The organism is Psychrobacter aestuarii (genome assembly GCF_904846035.1).
Classification (GTDB): Bacteria; Pseudomonadota; Gammaproteobacteria; order Pseudomonadales; family Moraxellaceae; genus Psychrobacter; species Psychrobacter aestuarii.
Genome location: NZ_CAJGYT010000001.1, coordinates 1,619,844 through 1,640,415 on the forward strand (window position 1 = coordinate 1,619,844; position 20,572 = coordinate 1,640,415).

General features: G+C 50.6%; 16 protein-coding genes. 13 read left to right on the plus strand and 3 right to left on the minus strand.

Going from position 1 to position 20,572, the window contains the following annotated elements; translation table 11 throughout:
* Positions 1–128 precede the first annotated feature (128 nt).
* From JMW05_RS06820 to JMW05_RS06840, 5 genes are all read left to right on the plus strand, one after another.
* Complete coding sequence (locus JMW05_RS06820) at positions 129–866, plus strand: LytR/AlgR family response regulator transcription factor (protein ID WP_201504574.1); 738 nt, start codon at positions 129–131, stop codon at positions 864–866.
* 105 nt (positions 867–971) lie between these two features.
* A complete protein-coding gene (hemC, locus tag JMW05_RS06825) occupies positions 972–1,976 on the plus strand; it encodes a hydroxymethylbilane synthase (RefSeq protein ID WP_201504575.1) in 1,005 nt (334 codons plus the stop codon).
* 27 nt (positions 1,977–2,003) lie between these two features.
* A complete protein-coding gene (locus tag JMW05_RS06830; protein ID WP_201504576.1) occupies positions 2,004–2,843 on the plus strand; it encodes a uroporphyrinogen-III synthase in 840 nt (279 codons plus the stop codon).
* Positions 2,844–2,923: 80 nt separating this feature from the next.
* A complete protein-coding gene (locus JMW05_RS06835) occupies positions 2,924–3,856 on the plus strand; it encodes a hypothetical protein (RefSeq protein ID WP_201504577.1) in 933 nt (310 codons plus the stop codon).
* Positions 3,857–3,975: 119 nt separating this feature from the next.
* Complete coding sequence (locus JMW05_RS06840) at positions 3,976–4,443, plus strand: acyl-CoA thioesterase (protein ID WP_201504578.1); 468 nt, start codon at positions 3,976–3,978, stop codon at positions 4,441–4,443.
* 86 nt (positions 4,444–4,529) lie between these two features.
* On the opposite strand, the gene ribB is transcribed toward JMW05_RS06840, so the two are convergent.
* Together ribB and JMW05_RS06850 are read right to left on the minus strand one after the other, a co-directional pair.
* A complete protein-coding gene (gene ribB, locus JMW05_RS06845; RefSeq protein WP_201504579.1) occupies positions 4,530–5,645 on the minus strand; it encodes a 3,4-dihydroxy-2-butanone-4-phosphate synthase in 1,116 nt (371 codons plus the stop codon).
* Between the two features lie 270 nt (positions 5,646–5,915).
* Positions 5,916–7,193, minus strand: a complete 1,278-nt coding sequence (locus tag JMW05_RS06850; RefSeq protein WP_201504580.1) for a replication-associated recombination protein A — start codon at positions 7,191–7,193, stop codon at positions 5,916–5,918.
* A 354-nt stretch (positions 7,194–7,547) separates the two neighbouring features.
* Here JMW05_RS06850 and JMW05_RS06855 point away from each other — a divergent pair, with 354 nt between their 5' ends.
* Together JMW05_RS06855 and JMW05_RS06860 are read left to right on the plus strand one after the other, a co-directional pair.
* Positions 7,548–8,066, plus strand: coding sequence for a type IV secretion protein Rhs (locus tag JMW05_RS06855; protein ID WP_227691469.1), 519 nt, complete (start codon positions 7,548–7,550; stop codon positions 8,064–8,066).
* Between the two features lie 229 nt (positions 8,067–8,295).
* A complete protein-coding gene (locus JMW05_RS06860; RefSeq protein WP_406947475.1) occupies positions 8,296–9,264 on the plus strand; it encodes a hypothetical protein in 969 nt (322 codons plus the stop codon).
* 81 nt (positions 9,265–9,345) lie between these two features.
* On the opposite strand, the gene gltA is transcribed toward JMW05_RS06860, so the two are convergent.
* Positions 9,346–10,626, minus strand: a complete 1,281-nt coding sequence (gltA, locus tag JMW05_RS06865; RefSeq protein ID WP_201504582.1) for a citrate synthase — start codon at positions 10,624–10,626, stop codon at positions 9,346–9,348.
* A 1,002-nt stretch (positions 10,627–11,628) separates the two neighbouring features.
* Here gltA and sdhC point away from each other — a divergent pair.
* The 6 genes from sdhC (at position 11,629) to odhB (ending at position 20,491) form a co-directional block, all read left to right on the plus strand.
* Positions 11,629–12,018, plus strand: coding sequence for a succinate dehydrogenase, cytochrome b556 subunit (gene sdhC, locus JMW05_RS06870; RefSeq protein ID WP_201504583.1), 390 nt, complete (start codon positions 11,629–11,631; stop codon positions 12,016–12,018).
* Between the two features lie 20 nt (positions 12,019–12,038).
* Positions 12,039–12,425 carry a succinate dehydrogenase, hydrophobic membrane anchor protein gene (sdhD, locus tag JMW05_RS06875; RefSeq protein ID WP_227691553.1) on the plus strand — a complete coding sequence of 129 codons (387 nt, stop codon included), beginning with the start codon at positions 12,039–12,041 and terminating at the stop codon, positions 12,423–12,425.
* Between the two features lie 274 nt (positions 12,426–12,699).
* Entirely contained in the window at positions 12,700–14,550 is a 1,851-nt protein-coding gene (gene sdhA / locus JMW05_RS06880; protein ID WP_201504584.1) for a succinate dehydrogenase flavoprotein subunit, read from the plus strand.
* A 163-nt stretch (positions 14,551–14,713) separates the two neighbouring features.
* Positions 14,714–15,424 carry a succinate dehydrogenase iron-sulfur subunit gene (locus JMW05_RS06885; RefSeq protein ID WP_201504585.1) on the plus strand — a complete coding sequence of 237 codons (711 nt, stop codon included), beginning with the start codon at positions 14,714–14,716 and terminating at the stop codon, positions 15,422–15,424.
* A gap of 838 nt (positions 15,425–16,262) precedes the next feature.
* Positions 16,263–19,112: a 2-oxoglutarate dehydrogenase E1 component gene (locus JMW05_RS06890; RefSeq protein ID WP_201504586.1), complete on the plus strand. Its 2,850-nt coding sequence runs from the start codon at positions 16,263–16,265 to the stop codon at positions 19,110–19,112.
* A 140-nt stretch (positions 19,113–19,252) separates the two neighbouring features.
* Positions 19,253–20,491 carry a 2-oxoglutarate dehydrogenase complex dihydrolipoyllysine-residue succinyltransferase gene (odhB, locus tag JMW05_RS06895; RefSeq protein ID WP_201504587.1) on the plus strand — a complete coding sequence of 413 codons (1,239 nt, stop codon included), beginning with the start codon at positions 19,253–19,255 and terminating at the stop codon, positions 20,489–20,491.
* The last annotated feature ends 81 nt before the right edge of the window (positions 20,492–20,572 follow it).

Genomic DNA, 20,572 nt, shown 5'->3' on the forward strand with positions numbered 1-20,572 from the left:
GTGCAGATATCTGTTCATGATGATATATACAATTGCGCTTTATTTGGTAAAGTAGGAAAGACAAAAGCCCATAAGGTTGATTAAAAGAGCCGAAACGTATTTCGGTAGGCTGTAACAGAGGAATTTACATGCGGATTGTAATTTGTGATGATGAGCCACTTGCGCGCGAGCGTTTGGTCAGAATTGTACAAGAATCAGGTCACGAAGTGGTTGCCCAAGCCACAACGGGTGCTGAAGCGGTAAGTGTGGTCAAGGCAAAGCAGCCCGATGTGATTTTACTCGACATCAGAATGCCTGAAATGGATGGGGTACGCTGCGCTCAGGCGCTCAACGACCTTGAGCATCCGCCTGCGGTGATTTTTGTTACCGCTTATGACCATTACGCCATTGCTGCATTTAAGGCGAATGCGATTGGCTATTTGCTCAAGCCCGCCAATAAAGACGAGCTGATTGAAGCTTTGGGCAAAGCCAAAAATCTAAACGCGGCGCAGCTGAACGAGATTCGTAAGCTCGAAGACCCAACCGCGCGTCCGATTCGTGAGCATATTGCGGCGCGTACCCATCGCGGCGTGGAGCTGATTAGCCTAAAAGACGTGTTTTATTTTACGGCCGATCAAAAGTACGTCAAAGTACGCCACAAAGACGGCATCGTCTTGATTGACGATACCCTAAAAGAGCTGGAGCAAGAGTTCGGTGAGCGCTTATTCCGTGTCCACCGCAATGCCATTATTAATCTGAGCTATTTAGATTACCTAGAAACGGTCGACACAGGTCAATATCAGGTGCGTTTTAAAGGCATTAATGAGACGCTTGCAGTCAGCCGTCGCCACTTGCCTGCGCTGCGTGATAAGATACAAAACATGTAATGCACGCTAGCTCGGGCGCATCTGTACATATCATCTACCCCTTATTTATGCTTAAATAGGGGTATTTTTTTGCATCTGTGTTGAGCACCATTATTGAGGTCAGTTATGAGTACCCCACCAAAGCCTGCGATTGATACATTAACCATTGCAACCCGTCAAAGTCCCTTGGCCTTATGGCAAGCGGAGCATATTCGCGAGCGTTTGCTGGCGCTGTATCCGACGCTTAACATTGAGCTGCTCAAAATCGTCACTAAGGGTGACAAAATTTTGGACACCCCTTTGGCAAAAATTGGCGGTAAGGGCTTGTTTGTCAAAGAACTTGAGCAGGCCATGTACGCGCATGAAGCGGATATCGCTGTACACTCCTTAAAAGACGTGCCCATGCAGCTGCCAGATGGCTTGATGCTCGGTGCGTATTGCACGCGCGCCGCACCGACTGATGCGTTTGTCTCAAACACCTACGACAGTCTTGACGCGCTGCCAGAGGGCGCAGTGGTGGGCACCTCAAGCCTACGCCGTCAGTGCCAATTAAAGCACCACCGCCCAGACTTACAGATTAAGACCTTACGCGGCAATGTGGGCACGCGCCTTGGCAAGCTTGATGCTGGCGAGTACGATGCCATTATTCTTGCCACCAGTGGGCTAAAACGCATTGGACTCGAAGCGCGTATTCGCGGCGAGCTGGATATCGATATCTGCTTGCCTGCGGTCGGTCAAGGCGCACTTGCTATTGAGTGTCGCAGTGATGACGACGACGTATTGGCGCTGCTTGAGCCGTTAAATGATGCCCATGCGCGTCTGCGTCTGATGGCTGAGCGTGCGCTGAACCGTCATTTAGAAGGCGGCTGCCAAGTCCCAATTGCGGCCTTTGCTGTACTCGACACCACGGTGCCTGAAGGCGACAGCCAAGCGCCGCAAACTGAGTTGTGGCTGCGCGGACGTGTGGGCGAGGCGGACGGTAGCGTACTGCTAAAAGCAGAAGCGCGCACGGTCGTAAGCGGCTCGCAGGCGCAAATGGAGGCGCAAGCCAATGCGCTGGGCATTACGGTGGCAGAGCAACTGCTGTCGCAAGGGGCGCAAGAGATCTTAAGTGCGCTGAGCGACGACTAGACTGTCTGTGCAAAGGTACATACGCTCATGACAGCCGCTATCAGCCCGCCTGTATTGATTAACACCCGCCCCACTGCGCGTGCGGCGTCTTTGAGTGCTTACTTGCGCGCGCGTGCGGTTGAGGTGGCGGAGATACCCATGCTGACGCTCACGCCGTGTAGCATCACAGCAGAAGAGCACGGCTATTTAGCGCAGTGGCAGGCGGGGGTGTATCAGGCACTGGTGGTCATCAGCCCAACGGCAGCGGCATACGGTCTGGCGGCGCTGCGTGAGCGCTCAGCGGAAGCGCCCTGTCAAGCTCATGTGATTGCGGTGGGTAAGCGGACGTATACCGTACTTCAACAAGCGGACATGCTGCCCACAGACACGCTCACCATGCCTGCTATCAGCAGCAATGAAGGGCTGATTGCGATGCCTGAGATTGCGCAGTTGTCAGCAGGCGCGCGGGTGCTGATATGGCGTGGTCATGGCGGCAGACGGCTGCTGGTTGAGCATCTACACGCTCGCGGAATACAGGTTGACAGCATCGCGTGGTACGCGCGCACGATGCCTACCAGCGCCCAAGCGCACTATCGCGCATGGCAGGCGCAGTATGTCGCGCGTCATGGCAGTAAAGCCGCAACCCGCGCCCCGTGGGTACTGATCAGTAGTGGCGCCGCTTTTGAGCATTGGGTACATACGCTCAGTCACAATGTGCCAACGCAAACGGATGCGCCTGTGTTTGGGCAGCGGCTGACCGACTTTCGCTACATCGTGCTTGGGACGCGTCTGACACAACTGCTGACAGAGCAGCAGCTCGTTTGCGTCACAGTAGAGGCGCTCGACCCACCGCTGATTTACGATGCGATGCAGCAGACCACTGCCTAGAGCTAAGGCAGTATGATTTTATCTTGGCGCTATCTGTGATTCATAGATAGGCTTCACAGACTCATTAATGGTGCAGCTTTATGTCTACGCAGTCAGATTCTTCTCAAACCCCATCAGCGGGGCAGCAGCGCCGACAGGCGACCAGTCTGCTGCTGTGGCTACAGTGGCTGGTGCTGCTGGTTTTGCTGATCGCGGTGGTGTGGCTGTACGTCAGCCAGCAGCGCTTTGAGCGCAAGATGCAAGACCGCTTACAAAGCAATGAGCAAGTGGTCGGGCGTTTAAACGATATGGACGATCGTCTGTTCGCCATCAGTCAAGCCGCCGCGCCAGCACCAAGCGCAGCGCCCAACAACCAAGCCCAAAATCAGCTCGCCTTGCTGCGTATCCAAATCAAAGCAGTCGATAGCCTGCTGCTTGACAATGACTATGCCTCTGCGGTTGAGCTTTTGCGCGGATTACAGTGGCAGCTGTCGCAAGGCAGCAATGAGATTGCCCCTGCCTTGACCATCGTGCTGCGCCAAAGCTTGAGCAAAGACATCGAGCGCCTGCAAGCCAAAGCTGCACAGCCGAGCCCTTGGCAGCTACAAAACCTTGCCATTCAAAACCTGCAGCGCTATCTGTACGCGCACAAAACCAAAATTCGAGACGGCAATCGCACGACCGTGCAGCCGCTTAGCGCGCGCGAGCTGGTCGTCTCTGAGGTGATTATGACGCTTAATCTAGCGATGCAGTCGAGCAATATGCACCAAAAAGACCAGCTTATCAGTCATCTGACCCAAGCCCGCGAGCAGCTAAAAGTGCTGGTGGACAGTCAGCCGCGCCAGCCTGATGCTAAGGATAAAGATAAAGACGCCTCGACAGAGAATGCACCTTCTACCGCGAGCAATCTGTCTGCCTTACCCGCGCCGCAAAGCTTTTCAGACGTGCAGCGCAGCATTGATGTGTTGATTGCTGCCGCGCCGACACCGACGCCTTTATTTACCAATCAAGTATTGGCAGAGCCAAAACGCTAAGATAATGCGCGCAGTGGGTTTGATGATGTCAAGGTCAAGGTTTTGCATCGCCGCTGACGGCGGTTGTACGTGATGATAGAGACAATTTTTTTATTGATCAGATACCATGAGGTTTTGCCATGTCTGCACCCAATGCCACACCCAGCACGCCTGACGCGCTACACGACTATCCTGTGATACACACGCAGCTTATGCAGTGGGGCGAGATGGATGCGTTCAATCATCTAAACAACGTGGTCTACTACCGTTATGCCGAGTCGGCACGTATCGCCTATTTGCAGGCGCTCGGTATGTTTGATGGCAGTATGGTCACCGTGCTGGCACAGTCGAGCTGTCAATATATGCGCCCTGTTACCTATCCTGATACACTACTGATTGGTGTGCGCTGTCAGCGCTTGGGCACGACCAGCATCACGATGGGTTATAGCTATTACAGCACAGCGCAGCAAGCGATTGTCGCCACTGCTGAAGCGGTGGTGGTTCGTCTGGACAGCAACGCCGCGCACAAGCTGCCGTGGTCAGATGACGAGCGCCAAGCGGTAATAGAGTTAGAACGCAGCGTCGGGCATGCGCCTGATATCGCTTGATATTTAATTTAGGTCGTAAAAAAACCCATCATCACGATGGGTTTTTTATGTGTACGCACTGAACAGCGATAAACGTAGCGTATGGTTTACGCGTCATCGCTTGGCGCGGCGACCGACTCCACCACGTTCAGCTCAAAGCCTGATAGGGCATGAAACTTCATGGGTGAGGACAGCAGACGCATATCACGGATACCAAGATGACGCAAAATCTGTGCGCCCACACCGATGCTGCGGTACGGCTGCTGGCTGATGGTGGTCAGTGACTGGTTGTTTGCCGCACGCTCGAGCGCATCGCCCAAGTCTACAGGCTCATTGCTGGCAATCCAGACCAGCGCGCCACGGGGTGACTGGCTGATTTCTTTAAGCGCTGATTGGACGCTCCAGCCGCCGCGCCCTGTGGCATCGCTCTTGGCAGCGAACAGGTCACGCAGCGGATGAAAACCATGTACGCGCACGGTGCTCACGCCTTCGGTGACATCGCCTTTGACCAATGCCAAATGCGTCTCGTCCGCACCGAACTCGCGGAAGCGGTGCAAGGTAAAGGTACCGTACTCGGTGTCAAAGGGCTTGGCATCGACTTCTTCGATGGTCTGCTCATTGGCAATGCGGTAATTGATCAAATCGCTAATCGTACCGATTTTTAGGTTATGCTCTTTGGCAAATACTTCAAGGTCAGGGCGGCGAGCCATGGTGCCGTCGGCATTGATAATCTCAACGAGTACCGAGGCAGGCTCAAGACCCGCAAGACGCGCCAAGTCGCAGCCCGCTTCGGTATGACCTGCGCGGTGCAGTACGCCGCCGTTACGCGCTACGATGGGGAAGATGTGCCCTGGCTGTACCACATCGCTCGCTTTCGCGGTCGCCGAGACAGCCGCTTGAATGGTACGCGCACGGTCGGCCGCCGAGATGCCCGTCGTCACGCCTTCGGCCGCTTCAATCGATACGGTAAAGTTAGTGCTGAATTTGGCTTCGTTGCGATCAGACATCAGCGGCAATTCAAGCTGGCGTGCGCGTGCTTCTGATAGGGTCAAGCACACCAAGCCGCGCGCATGAGTAATCATAAAGTTGATATCGTCAGGGCGTACGTGTGTGGCGGCCATGATCAGGTCGCCTTCATTCTCGCGGTCTTCATCATCCATAAAGATGACCATCTTGCCTGCGCGGATGTCATCTAAAATCTCAGGAATGGTATTTAAAGTCATAGTTATCTCAGTCATTTATGATGCATGGTGATGCATTATGGGTTATCTGCAATCAGCCTGTCCGCTGTGCATGCCCACCGCGCTTTTATAGGCACAAGCGCTGATGCGTCATGGGTGGCACATACGAAAAATGGTGATATACAGGCATGCGGTTATTCTAACGATTTTTTTGAGGTTTTGCTGTAGTGTCCGTCTACCTTATGGTCGATTCGTCTGTTTGCGGTGCGTATCAGAACGCCCCGCCTGCCGTCGCCTGAGCTGCTACCTGTTTTAATGCCGTTTTTTGAGCCAATGCATGAATTTTTTGCTGTGCTGCTCGCGCTGATTGTCCGCATACTCATAAAACCGTGTGCCTGCCAGATTTTCAGGCAAGTACGCTTGCGGGTGGTAGTGATGCGGATGGTCATGCGGGTAGATATAGCCTTGACCATAGCCTTGCTGGCGCATCAGTTTGGTCGTGCCATTACGCAGATGCATCGGCACAGGTGACGCGTCTTTTTCAGCGAGTGCCATGGCAGCATTGATGGCTTTGTAGGTGCTGTTGCTTTTGGCACTGGTCGCCAAATACACCACCACTTGCCCCAAGATAATACGCGCCTCGGGCATGCCGATAGACTGTACGCTACGCAGCGCTGCATCGGCAAGCAGTAAGGCATTGGGGTTGGCATTGCCAATATCTTCACTGGCAGCGATCACCAAGCGCCGCGCGATAAAGTCCGCAGGCTCACCCGCCACCAACATCCGCGCCATCCAATACAGCGCCGCATCAGGGTCTGAGCCGCGAATCGACTTAATCATGGCTGAGACGATGTTGTAATGCTGCTCGCCATCTTTATCGTATTTGATGAGCGCACTTTGCGCCACGCTGCTGACCAGCGGGTCATCAATGGTCAGCGTGCCCTTACTGCGATCGGCTGTTTGCACCGCGATTTCTAGGATATTGAGCGCTTTACGCGCATCGCCATGTGCCAAGTCCGCGATGGTGTCCGAGGCTTTGAGGTTAATATCAAGGGTTTTAAGTATGTTGTCCTCAAGTGTCGCCCGCTCGAGCAATTTAGCGATTTGACCGTGTGTCAAAGGTTCCAAGCGATAGGTCTGGCAGCGAGAGAGCAGGGCATTATTGATACTAAAAGAGGGGTTTTCTGTGGTCGCCCCAATTAAGGTAATGTCGCCTGCTTCGACCGCCCCAAGCAAGGCATCTTGTTGACCCTTATTAAAGCGGTGTATCTCATCAATAAACACCACAGGTGCCGATAGGCTCAGCGTGTCTTTGCTCTCTAACACCTCGCGCAGCTGCTTGACGCCTGTGGTCAATGCCGATAAAGAATGAAACGGACGATTGACCGCATCGGCAAGCAGCATGGCAATGGTCGTTTTGCCAACGCCTGCCTCACCATGCAAAATGATGGAAGGCAAGTGTCCATGCTCGACCAGACGGCGCAGCGGTGCGCCCTTTGACAACAAATGGCGCTGACCAATCACCGCATCCAGAGTCTTTGGGCGCATTCGTTGGGCAAGGGGTATATCGGTAGGCGAAACAGCAGGCATAACATCCTCAAGCGCGTGGTCAGGGGCTGACCATCATAAAAACAACGTGTTTGGTATTCGATAAGCGGTAGCTTGCATAAGACGGGCGATATCCAGTTATCAACTCAAGGATACCATGCGCCTTATCATAGACAGTCGGCTGACTACGTGCAATTAATGGTTGCCATCCATCCGTAAATCAATAGATGTCCGCTAGGGTAGCGCAGCTGTAGCAAAAAGCCACCTGACAAATGTAGGAATTGTGTCCATACATCAGTGCTGCGTGAGGGATAGCAGCGCAATCCTGATGGCGTGCTGCTAAAATAAGCGCATCATTTTATTGGTTCATTGTTTATATCACTTAGGAGCGTATGTATGCTTAAAGAACGTCTGCGTATAGCCCGTATCAGCGACGCCCTCACTCTACGCGCGCGGCATCATGCATGGCGCTATCCGCAATCGCGCGCCTTGAGCGCAGGTGAGCGCGCGCTTGCACAATCGGTGTTCGGCGATGCGCTACAGCTCGATGACATCCGTCTAAAAACCACATGGTGGGTGCTGAAAAACTACGCCGTCAGTCCAAACGGCAACATTTACTTTCACCCTGATGACTGGACAGTCGACTTTAGCAAAAAGCCCTTGTTGACCCAAAGCTGGTTGATTCACGAACTCACCCACGTGTGGCAATATCAGCACGGCATCAAGGTCATACGCGGGGCGCTGCGTAGCCGCCGCTACAGCTACCAGCTGCTACCGAACAAGCCTTTTTTATCCTATGGGGTAGAGCAGCAGGCACGTATGGTGCAAGATTATTTTATCTTATCAAAGCGCAAGCAAAACTGTGACGCGCTCAGGGCTTGTATTCCATTTTTAAACACAAATATAGATACTTAACCCCAACGTGCAAAATGTTTTGAGTTGTTAAGCCTACATTTACAGTAGGACATGCAATCACTACTAACGAGATGCGATAAGGCAACAGCGCCGCGCTATACTCAACTGATTGATTGGTCGCCCCCTTTGGCTGCTAGAGATTGCCAAGACACGTCGTGACGACTACCGACCATCCGCTGTAGCACATTTTGACGCCTTGATTTGACTCACCAATAGGAGCTGCGCTGTGATGTTTACCCACTCGACCTCGATGCCTGACCATACGGCAACCACCCGCCGTAAAAAACGCCTGCTGTATACCGCCATGCTTTCAGGGGTCTTGTCACTCAGCGCCTGCCAACAGCAAACCGAGCCTGCGCCCACGCCTGAGAGTGACACCAGCGCAGAAGATACCGCTGCCAAGCCCATGACCCCAAGTGAGTCCGCCGCCGCGCGTATCGAAGCGTTTCAGCCGCGCTATGTGATGCAAAAACAAGCCTTACAGCGCCGCTTGCAGGCAGAGTATGAGTCACTACAGGCAGCCGATGCGACAGGCACACCAAGCCCAACCAGCAATCAAGAGGCAAGCGATACCGCACCGAACGCTACTGCGGACAACACATCAGCCGCTGACGCATCAAGCACCGAAGCGCCAGCCGCTGACGCACAAACCGACAGCACCAGCGCACAAGCGATTGCACAAACTGCCGATACCAATGCTGCCGTCAGCAGTGACAGCGACGCAGAAACTATAGATGCAGAAGACATCAATACCAGCGTTGAAGCGGGTGAGCGCGACTTGGCGGTACTACAAAAGGTCACCCTTGAACCTCGCGCCCCTGAGCAGCTCGCGGAGACTGACATCATCGAGCAGTATCAAGACGCGATGAAAGCGCTATACGCGCCTGCCGATACCCCGCTCACCGCCGCGCAGATGAACACCTTGCTGAATATTGCCTCTTTGGTGCCCAGCCTATTTGAGCATACCGAGATTGCCGACAGACTGGTATTAAAAAGCCCCGCGCTGGCGCGGTTGGTGGTACAGCATCAGGTATGGCAACAGATCGAAGCGCAGCAAGCCATCGACATGCAAAATATGAAAAAAGCGCAGCAAGCAGAGTTTGAAACCTTAATGGAAAAGTTCAACAGCACCATCAAAGACTACGATGAGCAGATTGAAAAATACGAGCAGACGCTAAAGAGCTACCAGCAAGAATAACGCTGGCAGGCGCGCGTTGCTATAAAACAAACACGCACAAAAAATCCCGCACATGGCGGGATTTTTTATTATATGCAGTACTTATTTGCGGTCTTCGATGTTTACGAAGTCGCGACGCGTCTCGCCAGTATAGAGCTGACGTGGACGACCGATGCTAAACGGTGCGCTGTGCATCTCAAGCCAATGGCTGATCCAGCCTGCAGCACGTGCCAAAGAGAAGATGACCGTGAACATTGAGGTTGGGATACCGATGGCTTTTAGGATGATACCTGAATAGAAATCCACGTTCGGATACAGTTTACGCTCGATGAAGTACGGGTCTTCTAGCGCAATTTGCTCAAGTTTCATTGCAAGCTCAAGCTTAGGATCGTCGATACCTAGGGCTTCTAGTACTTCATCACAAGTCTCTTTCATGACTTGCGCGCGTGGGTCGAAGTTTTTGTAGACACGGTGACCAAAGCCCATCAGTTTGACTTCACGGCGTTTTACTTTTTCCATGAATTCTGGCACATTTTCGACCGTACCGATTTCATCGAGCATTTTTAGTACCGCTTCGTTCGCGCCACCGTGCGATGGTCCCCACAATGCCGCGATACCCGCTGCGATACACGCGTAAGGGTTGGCACCTGTTGAGCCTGCCAAACGTACGGTTGACGTTGAGGCGTTTTGCTCATGGTCTGCATGCAAGGTAAAGATGCGGTCCATGGCTTTGGCGATGACTGGATTAACTTTATAGTCCACATCCGCAGGGGTCGCAAACATCATGTACAAGAAGTTCTCAGCGTAATTAAAGTCATTACGTGGGTACATGAACGGCTCGCCTTGTGAGTACTTATAGCTCATCGCAGCAAGGGTTGGCATTTTGGCGATTAGACGGATGGCCGTGATTTCGCGGTGCAGCTCTTCACTGACGTCAAGCCCTTCGTGATAGAACGCAGACAATGCGCCGACCACACCGACCATGATGGCCATAGGATGCGCGTCGCGGCGGAAGCCTTCAAAGAACTTACGCAGCTGATCGTGTACCGCGGTGTGCTTGCCAACTTTTTTATAAAAATCGTCTTTTTGTTCTTGATTGGGCAAGTCGCCATGCAATAGCGCGTAGCAGACTTCAAGGTATTCTGCGTTTTTAGCCAATTGGTCAATCGGGTAACCACGGTGTAGCAGCTCGCCTTTGCCACCATCGATATAGGTGATTTTTGATTCAACAGGGGCGGTGACCTTAAAGCCTGGGTCATATGACCAGTAGCCTGCTTCTTGGAAGGCGCTGGCGTCAAGCACAGGGCGTCCTAGCGTACCGTGCATGACAGGAAGGTCGTATTCTTTGTCATCTACAACCAATTTTGCATTGTTATCAGCCATGAATTGTTCTCCATTTATTGTAGCTGGTTAAACCATAACGCTTGTTTGAACGTTTTTTAACGTTGCCGTTCATCCAAAAAAGAAAGAATGAACATAAATTTGACAGTTATTAGAGTGAAATCATATTAGCAGCTATCGTGCTTGATTTGAAAAAAGTTTTGGCAGGGGGTACTGCAAATCCTTGATAAATAGGGCACTGACAGATTAAGTCATTTGTATCAAAATATGTATTACCTCTCATTTAGTAAATAAATACCAAATGGGTGAGCATCACTAAAATTTGTATAGCATAATTTAAGCCATGCCGACCAAAACAAGCGTGCTGACGCCTGCTATAGCGTCGTTTGTCAAAATAGCGGGCAAATTAACAAAACATACCCGCAAATCGGGTTATAATTATCACTATCTTGGCAAAACGTGAGCCATTATATTGCTGGCACCTGCCTAATTGTTGAAATTTACATGATATTCATTATTTAGTGGATAAATTTGTAATTACTTCTCAGTCATTTTATAATTAGTGCAATTTGACTGATATTAGCTTCGCTACATTTGCGGTATGTTCAGGCAAACCGATTGATCACACAAAGCATTGACTTATATTTTGTTACGTTTGCAGGGTTAGTCTGAGATTTATCGATAGGTGAAATGCAGGCGTGGCAACGGCTTCTCTGGTAGCGTTTATTGCGACCGTTTGTTTCTGACGACGCTGTGTTGTCTTTTTTTTACCCATGATTTTGCTTGATGGCTACCCATATCGTGTAGAAATGGGGTTATTGTCGTCGGCTCATGTCAAGAAAAGGACAGATAACGACCAGACAGAGGCTGCTTGATACGGCTGGTGCTCACGACCTATTCGCCCTTTTCATACCCCAAATTTAGCGCAAACTAAGCCAAGTCAGCTAGCTCTTCCTTATTTTATCCGTCTCGTGTAGCACTATGGGTGCGGCAGCAATTGCCATACCGCTCATCCGTCGTTACAGGAGTATAACCGCAAAAAGGATGCCCGCTGTGAAAAGCAACCGACCTATTAATCTATCTATGAGCCAAGTGATTAGCGTCAATGCAAAATCACCGATCGCGATTGCCTCTATTTTGCATCGCATCTCTGGCATTATTTTATTTTTACTTATCCCTGTCATGCTGTGGCTACTACAGACCTCTTTGGCGTCGCCTGAGAGCTTTGCTACCGTGTTTGACAATATCCTAGTGCGCTTTTTGGCGTGGGTGTTTGTTGCCGCCATTGCTTATCACTTTGTGATGGGTATGAAGCACTTGTTTGCTGATATGGGAATGAACGAGGAGCTTAAATCTGGTCGTACTGCGGCTGTGGTGAGCTTTGTGATTGCAGCGATTTTAATTGTCGCGTCATTTGTTTGGGTGATGTTCTAATGATTAAAAATGATTCAGGAATCAAAAGCGCCACAGGTCTTACCGGTTCAGGCTCGCGTGACTGGATTGTACAGCGTATCAGTGCGGTCGTCTTGGCGGTCTATAGCGTGGTTATGCTGGGCTTTTTCTTAACGCATGGCAACGTCGGCTTTGCTGAGTGGTCAGGCTTTATGAACAGTCTGCCGATGCGCTTGTTTAGCCTGGTGGCGATTATCGCGCTTGCCGGTCACGCGTGGGTTGGTATGTGGACGGTATTCACCGACTACATCACCACCAGCAAGCTGGGTGCAAAGGCATCAGGTCTGCGCTTGGTATTGCAGGCGCTGATGATTATTGCCATTTTTGTTTATCTGTTCTGGGGCATTATGATTTTTTGGGGCAATGGCTTTGCCGCACCAGTCGTATAATCTCAAAACAGCGCATGTTTTATCTTTTTCAGCGACACCTGTAGCGGCGCGCGATAACGTCTATCGCCGCCTTGCAGTCAAGCTACCATAAAGTCATCATCAGCACCACACATGGTCGGCGCGTTTGGTATGATGGCTATGCACATTTCAGTAAGTGGTTGCAAGACTTTGATAATATGGCTGTTTTTATTGTTTATTCAGCGTACAATAGAGAAGGCCGATAGGCGCAGCACCAAAGCCTTGTATTTACTTAACAAGCATTAGGAAAACCGTAATGGCGACAAAACAAGATAATACCATCAGCAACATCAAAACCCTCAACTATGATGCCGTCATCGTTGGTGGTGGCGGTTCAGGTATGCGTGCCTCATTACAGCTCGCAGAAGCGGGTATGAATGTTGCGGTGATTACCAAAGTATTCCCAACGCGCTCGCACACCGTAGCGGCTCAGGGCGGTATTGGTGCCAGTCTTGGTAATATGAGTAATGACAACTGGCACTTTCACTTTTATGACACCGTAAAAGGTTCAGATTGGCTCGGCGACCAAGACGCAATTGAGTACATGTGCCGCGAAGCACCAAAAGTGGTGTATGAGCTTGAGCACATGGGCATGCCGTTTGACCGTAACGAAGACGGCACTATTTATCAGCGTCCGTTTGGTGGTCACACCTCAAACTATGGCGAAAAAGCGGTACAACGCGCGTGTGCTGCAGCTGACCGTACAGGTCACGCGCTACTACACACCTTGTACCAAAAGAACCTACAACAAGGCACGCAGTTCTTTATCGAATGGATTGCGCTTGATTTGATTAAAGACGCCGATGGCAACATCAATGGTGTTGTGGCGATTGAGCAAGAAACTGGCACTGTGGCTGTCTTCCAATCACCCATCACGGTGCTTGCTACTGGTGGTGCTGGTCGTATCTTTGCCGCTTCAACCAACGCCTATATTAATACAGGCGACGGTATTGGCATGGCGGTACGTGCAGGCATTCCACTCCAAGACATGGAATTTTGGCAATTCCACCCAACGGGTGTGGCGGGTGCAGGCGTACTGCTGACCGAAGGTTGCCGCGGTGAAGGCGCAATTCTACGTAACAAAGACGGCGAAGCCTTTATGGAGCGTTACGCGCCGACCGTAAAAGACTTGGCACCTCGTGACCTCGTATCACGCTCAATGGACCAAGAAATCAAAGAAGGTCGCGGCTGTGGACCAAATGGCGAATACATCGTGATGGATATGACCCACCTAGGCGTTGAGACCATCATGAAGCGTCTGCCATCGGTATTTGAGATTGGCAAAAACTTCGCCAACGTGGACATCACCAAAGAGCCGATTCCAGTGATTCCAACCATTCACTATATGATGGGCGGTATCCCGACCAACATTCACGGTCAGGTGGTGATGCCAGATCTAGAAGCGGGTACGGATGAAGAAGGTCTGTACGCGCACGGCAACGTCGTCAAAGGTCTATACGCGATTGGTGAATGTGCGTGCGTCAGTGTCCACGGTGCCAACCGTTTGGGTACCAACTCACTGCTTGACTTGGTGGTCTTTGGTCGCGCTGCGGGCAAACACATCGTTGATGAATACCATCAAAATGACCACACGTACAAGCCGTTAGATCCGCATGTACTTGACTACACAGTCGGTCGTTTGAACAAGCTACAACAGTCTACTGAAGGCTATAACGCTCAAGACGTGGCGGATGAGATTCGCGCGACCATGCAAAAGCATGCCAGCGTATTCCGTACCCAAGCCTTGATGGACGAAGGGGTTGAAAAAATCCTAGCACTTGAAGAAAAAGTGAACAACATCCACTTGGCGGACAAGTCACAAGTCTTTAACACCGCGCGTATTGAAGCCTTAGAAGTGGACAACCTATACGAAGTTGCCAAAGCGACCATGATTTCAGCCGCTCACCGTCACGAAAGCCGTGGCGCGCACAGCGTTCTTGATTATGACCGCCCAGGCGATGATGATTATGCACCAAACGGTCGTAACGACCATGAATGGATGAAGCATACACTGTGGTACTCTGAAGGCAACCGTATTATTTATAAGCCTGTACGTAAGAGTCCATTGACTGTAGATTACATCGAGCCTAAAGTTCGCGTCTACTAATCCTAGACTCCGTACGACAACGCTTAATCGTTTTATCCTTTATTTTTTACCAAACAGGTGATTGCCAGCGATAGATGCCCACCCAGCGATGCTTATTTTATCTGCTGGGACGGCATGTCTCCATTATCCGCCCGCAAATCACCTATGTGTGGAGTTTAGCATTATGAGCCGAGGTACTCGCACCATCGAACTTTATCGCTACGATCCTGATAAGGACGCAGCGCCACGTATGCAAACGTATACGATTGAGTTGTTAGACTCTGATCGTATGTTGCTTGACGTACTACTACGCCTCAAAAAAGAAGATGAGACCATCACATTCCGCCGCTCTTGCCGTGAAGGCATCTGTGGTTCAGATGGCATGAACATCAATGGCAAAAACGGCTTGGCATGTTTGATTAACATGAACACCTTGCCTGAAAAAATCACCATCCGTCCGCTACCAGGATTGCCTGTGGTACGTGACTTGGTGGTCGATATGAACCAGTTTTACGAGCAGTATGAAAAGGTACATCCATACCTAATCAACGACCAGCCAGCGCCGCCAACCGAGCGTTTGCAGTCGCCAGCTGAGCGTGAAAAGCTAAACGGTCTGTATGAATGTATCTTATGTGCTTGCTGTTCAACCAGCTGCCCATCATTTTGGTGGAACCCTGATAAGTTCCTAGGGCCATCAGCACTGCTGCATGCGTATCGCTTTGTCGCTGACAGCCGTGATGGCGACACCCAAGCACGTTTGGCACGTCTTGACGACCCGTTCAGCCTATTCCGCTGCCGCGGTATCATGAACTGTGTGTCTGTATGTCCAAAAGGCTTGAACCCAACACAAGCGATTGGTCATCTACGCAACATGCTGATTGATATGGCGGGTTAAGGACGTGATGTCTTGATGCCATAGAAACACCGCCAACTGTGGGCGGTGTTTTTTTGTATATATCAACACCCGCATGATGGACATTAAAGGCTAAGATAATGGCTTTATAGTCGCCATTATTGACGGGTGTCGCCCTTGTACATAGCGGCCAATAGGCGCACAATAGGCATCGATTCGCGCTCAAGCAATGCCCGATTTTTTTGTATATAAACGCGCTTCTGATAAGAATTAGCAACATTGAACGGGCAAACAGGGTGTAAAACCGAAAATACAAAAATGCTATGATGGCAGCTGTTTTAAGCCATCATAAAGCCGTCTGTCATACAAGGTGCAGCGCGGGGTGAAACGGGTCTAAACGCCCGTCACTATCAAGCAAGTACCCTATATAAAGATTGGCTGGTTAAATACCCATTATTGGATAAACAAACTGTATTAGCACTCATATACATGTTATAATTGATAGCAGTGTATGTTCGGTACAGACAACAGCGTTTGTCGATTAATCGATGAGTACCATCGCTGTGATTGGGGCAGATTTGCGTCAATCTTATGAGAGGTCGGTATAGACGTTTTGGTCGTTAAGTGGTCATATAAAGCCTTTAGCATGATTGATATGGATAAAGGTGGGTGAACCAACAGCGGCCAATAGCCATATACTGTGCTGGTCAGCACTCGATGGTTTGGTATTACTAAGCACGATGTTACGATTAGTATCATTGGTATTTTTAGAAACTCGTATTCAAGGTTATACGTTGATTGGTATGCATGCCTGACATACGATGGATTACACAACGACAAGCTTGATTCCATTCATTTATCTATCAAATAGACGATTATTATGAATAGTAAACCTAAAGATTCAGCTCATACTGAACTTGCAGCTGACAATGCCCTCTATATTGAATCCCTTTACGAACAATTTTTAACCGACCCAAACAGCGTCGATGCCACATGGCAGCAGTATTTTGAGCAGTATCAATCTGCCAATGATGCCAAGCACAACGCCATTAAAGATCAGTTTTTGTTGCTTGCCCGCAATCAAACGGCAAACAAAGGCACCATCGTGGTCGAAGGCAATAACAACGGCCACTGCGTTGACCCAAAACAAATGGGCGTGCAAAAGCTCATCTCGGCGTACCGTCGCCGTGGTCATCGCCGCGCACAGCTTGATCCCCTCCAGTTGACCCCTCGCGCTGATATCGAAGACTTGACCTTGGCTTTTCACGGTCTGTCAGAGAGCGATCTTGATACCGTATTCCCAACCAGTGATTTGAACATTGGCAAATCAGAAGCCAGCTTGCGCGAGATTATCGAAATCTTAGAGCGCGTATACTGCGGCAACATCGGTGTTGAGTACATGCATGTCAATACCAGTGAAGAAAAACGCTGGATGGAGCGCTATCTTGAGACCAATCACGGTCATATCAAATTCGATCAAGAAAAACGTCTGTCTATCCTTGAGCGCTTAACTGCCGCTGAAGGTCTAGAGAAGTACCTTGCACGTAAGTACACAGGGGTAAAACGTTTTGGTCTAGAAGGTGGCGAGAGCTTTATCCCTGCGGTGAATGAAATCATTCAGCGTGCGGGTGGCTATGGCACCAAAGAGATGGTTATCGGTATGGCGCACCGTGGTCGCCTAAACCTATTGGTAAACATTTTGGGTAAAAACCCAGCCGACCTGTTCGATGAGTTCGATGGCAAAGTACAGCCAGAAAAAGGTTCAGGCGATGTAAAATACCACAACGGCTACTCATCAAACGTGATGACCCCAGGTGGTGAAGCGCATTTGGCCTTGGCATTTAACCCATCGCATCTTGAGATTGTCTCTCCTGTACTCGAAGGCTCAGTCCGCGCGCGCCAAGTTCGCCGCAATGACACCACAGGCAATATGGTATTGCCAATCGTGGTGCATGGTGATGCAGCATTCGCAGGTCAAGGCGTGGTACAAGAAACTTTCCAGATGTCACAGACCCGCGCGTACACCACAGGCGGTACTGTACACATCGTTATTAACAACCAAGTGGGCTTTACCACCAGTCGCCAAGAAGACGCGCGCTCTACAGAATACTGTACTGATGTGGCAAAAATGGTGCACGCGCCTATTTTGCACGTGAACGGCGACAACCCAGAAGCGGTGGTCTTTGCCTCACAGCTTGCGCTTGATTATCGTCACGAGTTTGGCAAAGACATCGTCATCGACTTGTTCTGCTACCGCCGTAATGGTCACAACGAAGCCGATGAGCCATCAGCAACCCAGCCGCTGATGTATGCGGTCATCAAAAAGCTGCCAACCACACGCGCACTATACGCGCAAAAGCTGATTGCTGAAGGTGTGCTGACTAAAGAAGTCGAAACCGAATACGAAGACAACTATCGTGAGTCACTTGACCGCGGTGAGTATGTGGTCAACTCGCTCGTCCTTGAGCCAAACAGCAACCTATATGTCAATTGGAAGCCTTATCTGGGTCACGACCTTGTCGATGACTGGGATACAGGCGTTGATATCGAAAAGCTAAAAGCATACGGCCGCCGTATGGCAGAAGTTCCTGAAGGCTACAAATTGCAGCGTCAGGTACAAAAAGTCGTCGAGCAGCGCCTTGCCATGCAAACAGGCGAAGAGCCGCTCAACTGGGGCGCGGCAGAAACGCTAGCCTATGCCTCATTGGTGGATAACGATGACACGCTTGTGCGCATCACGGGTGAAGACGTGGGTCGTGGTACTTTCTCGCATCGCCATACAGAGCTGTATAACACAGCCGATGGCAGCATGTACGTACCGCTTGCGCACCTAAGCGACACCCAAGCGCGCTTTGCTACTTACAACTCATTGTTGTCAGAAGAAGCGGTTCTCGCGTTTGAATATGGCTACGCGACCACCGTGCCAAACGCATTGGTCGTTTGGGAAGCGCAGTTTGGTGACTTCGTCAACGGCGCACAGGTCGTCATCGATCAGTTTATCTCAAGTGGCGAGACCAAGTGGCAGCGCGTTTGTGGTCTGACCATGCTCTTGCCACACGGCTTTGAAGGTCAAGGCCCTGAGCACTCATCAGCGCGTCTTGAGCGTTTCTTACAGCTGTGTGCTGAAGACAACATGCAAGTCATCACCCCAACCACGCCTGCGCAGATTTTCCATGCCTTGCGTCGTCAGGCAGTACGTCCAATCCGTAAGCCATTGATTGTGATGTCACCAAAGAGCTTGCTACGTCACAAACTGGCAACCTCAACGCTTGATGAGCTGGCGAATGGTAAGTTTGAAACCGTATTGCCTGAGATCGATACGCACAATGCTGACGCTATCACGCGTCTGGTGGTCTGTGGCGGTAAGGTATACTATGACCTACTAGAGCAGCGCCGTGCATTGGGCCTTGATCACGTGGCGATTGTACGTGTTGAGCAGCTATACCCACTACCAGAAGCGCGCCTAAACGCTGAGATTGCAAAATACAGCAATCTTGAAGAAATCGTTTGGACGCAAGAAGAGCCGCTCAACCAAGGCGCTTGGTACTACCTCGCTCCTGAGATGTATCGTCTGGTAAGCGATCACGCCACTGCTGCCAAATTGCTAAAACCTGTTGCACGTCCAGCCAGTGCTGCACCTGCGACAGGCTCAGCAAAACTGCACGTCCAACAGCAGCAAGCATTGATTGCTGGTGGTCTTGGTATTGAAGTCAGTCAACTTGCACAATAACATTCACTTATTCAGGTGATGATGGTTTGCCGATAATGACTGCGCTAAAGGGTATTTGTATTGTTATGCCCTTTAGCTGTTATCAACCGTCTATCACAACTTATAATAAATAGCGGTATCCAAATCCAAGGAGTATATCGATGGCTGAGATTAAAGCCCCCGTTTTTCCAGAGTCAGTTGCCGATGGCACCATCGTTGAGTGGCACGTAACTGAAGGTCAACAAGTTAGCCGTGACGAGCTATTAGCTGAAATCGAAACGGATAAAGTGGTATTAGAAGTGGTTGCCCCAGACAATGGCGTTGTCACCAAAATCGTAAAGCAAGTCGATGACACCGTTGAGTCAGACGAGCTGATTGCTGAATTTGAAGCGGGTGCAACCGCTGGTGAAAGCGCAGCGCCTGCCGTTGATACTGACCAGCCAGCAGCCCCAGTACAGCCAAAACAAGCGGCTGACGGTGGCGAGCCTGAGCAAGCCCCAGTTGGCAATGAAGACGATCATAAAGATCAAAGCCCAGCGGTCAGAAAAGCGGCCAAAGAAAGTGGCGTTGATCCAAAGAATGTCGAAGGCAGCGGCCGCGGCGGTCGTGTGACCAAGTCTGACATGGCAAACCCAACGCTAAAATCTGACAGCAGCATCACAACTGACAGTGGTCGTCCTGTTGCAGAAGCTGTGGGCGAGCGTAGCGAAAAACGCGTACCAATGACCCGCTTGCGTAAGCGTGTTGCTGAGCGTCTATTGTCAGCGACTCAAGAAACTGCGATGTTGACCACGTTTAACGAAGTCAACATGAAGCCTTTGATGGACATGCGCGCCAAATACAAAGACAAGTTTGAAAAGCGTCATGGCGTACGTCTAGGCTTTATGTCATTGTTCGTAAAAGCGGCGACAGAAGCGCTAAAACGCTTCCCAGCAGTGAACGCGTCACTAGACGGTGACGACATCGTATACCACGGCTTCTACGACATCGGCGTTGCCGTATCGTCAGACCGCGGCTTGGTTGTTCCTGTACTTCGTGACACCGATCGCATGAGCATGGCTGATGTTGAAGGCACCATCCGTCAGTTCGGTAAAAAAGCACAAGAAGGTAAGCTTGGTCTAGAAGACATGACTGGCGGCACGTTCACCATCTCAAACGGTGGCGTATTTGGTTCACTCATGTCAACGCCCATCCTAAACCCACCACAAACCGCTATCTTGGGCATGCACGCTATCAACGATCGCCCAATGGCAGTCGATGGTAAAGTTGAAATCTTGCCAATGATGTACTTGGCATTGTCTTATGACCACCGTATGATTGATGGCAAAGAAGCAGTACAGTTCCTTGTCACCATCAAAGAGTTGGTCGAAGACCCAGCCATGTTGCTGCTTGACCTATAAGGGGATAAGCTTGTATCGGTCGTGACTGATACAAGCTTTTTAGCTTAGGCGGCATCTGTGTTTTTTACCAGCTGCTGCCAA

Coding starts and splice junctions, on each gene's coding strand:
- JMW05_RS06820 (WP_201504574.1), top strand. CDS start 129: ATGCGGATTGTAATTTGTGATGATGAGCCACTTGCGCGCGAGCGTTTG.
- hemC (WP_201504575.1), top strand. CDS start 972: ATGAGTACCCCACCAAAGCCTGCGATTGATACATTAACCATTGCAACC.
- JMW05_RS06830 (WP_201504576.1), top strand. CDS start 2,004: ATGACAGCCGCTATCAGCCCGCCTGTATTGATTAACACCCGCCCCACT.
- JMW05_RS06835 (WP_201504577.1), top strand. CDS start 2,924: ATGTCTACGCAGTCAGATTCTTCTCAAACCCCATCAGCGGGGCAGCAG.
- JMW05_RS06840 (WP_201504578.1), top strand. CDS start 3,976: ATGTCTGCACCCAATGCCACACCCAGCACGCCTGACGCGCTACACGAC.
- ribB (WP_201504579.1), bottom strand. CDS start 5,645: ATGACTTTAAATACCATTCCTGAGATTTTAGATGACATCCGCGCAGGC.
- JMW05_RS06850 (WP_201504580.1), bottom strand. CDS start 7,193: ATGCCTGCTGTTTCGCCTACCGATATACCCCTTGCCCAACGAATGCGC.
- JMW05_RS06855 (WP_227691469.1), top strand. CDS start 7,548: ATGCTTAAAGAACGTCTGCGTATAGCCCGTATCAGCGACGCCCTCACT.
- JMW05_RS06860 (WP_406947475.1), top strand. CDS start 8,296: ATGTTTACCCACTCGACCTCGATGCCTGACCATACGGCAACCACCCGC.
- gltA (WP_201504582.1), bottom strand. CDS start 10,626: ATGGCTGATAACAATGCAAAATTGGTTGTAGATGACAAAGAATACGAC.
- sdhC (WP_201504583.1), top strand. CDS start 11,629: ATGCCCGCTGTGAAAAGCAACCGACCTATTAATCTATCTATGAGCCAA.
- sdhA (WP_201504584.1), top strand. CDS start 12,700: ATGGCGACAAAACAAGATAATACCATCAGCAACATCAAAACCCTCAAC.
- JMW05_RS06885 (WP_201504585.1), top strand. CDS start 14,714: ATGAGCCGAGGTACTCGCACCATCGAACTTTATCGCTACGATCCTGAT.
- JMW05_RS06890 (WP_201504586.1), top strand. CDS start 16,263: ATGAATAGTAAACCTAAAGATTCAGCTCATACTGAACTTGCAGCTGAC.
- odhB (WP_201504587.1), top strand. CDS start 19,253: ATGGCTGAGATTAAAGCCCCCGTTTTTCCAGAGTCAGTTGCCGATGGC.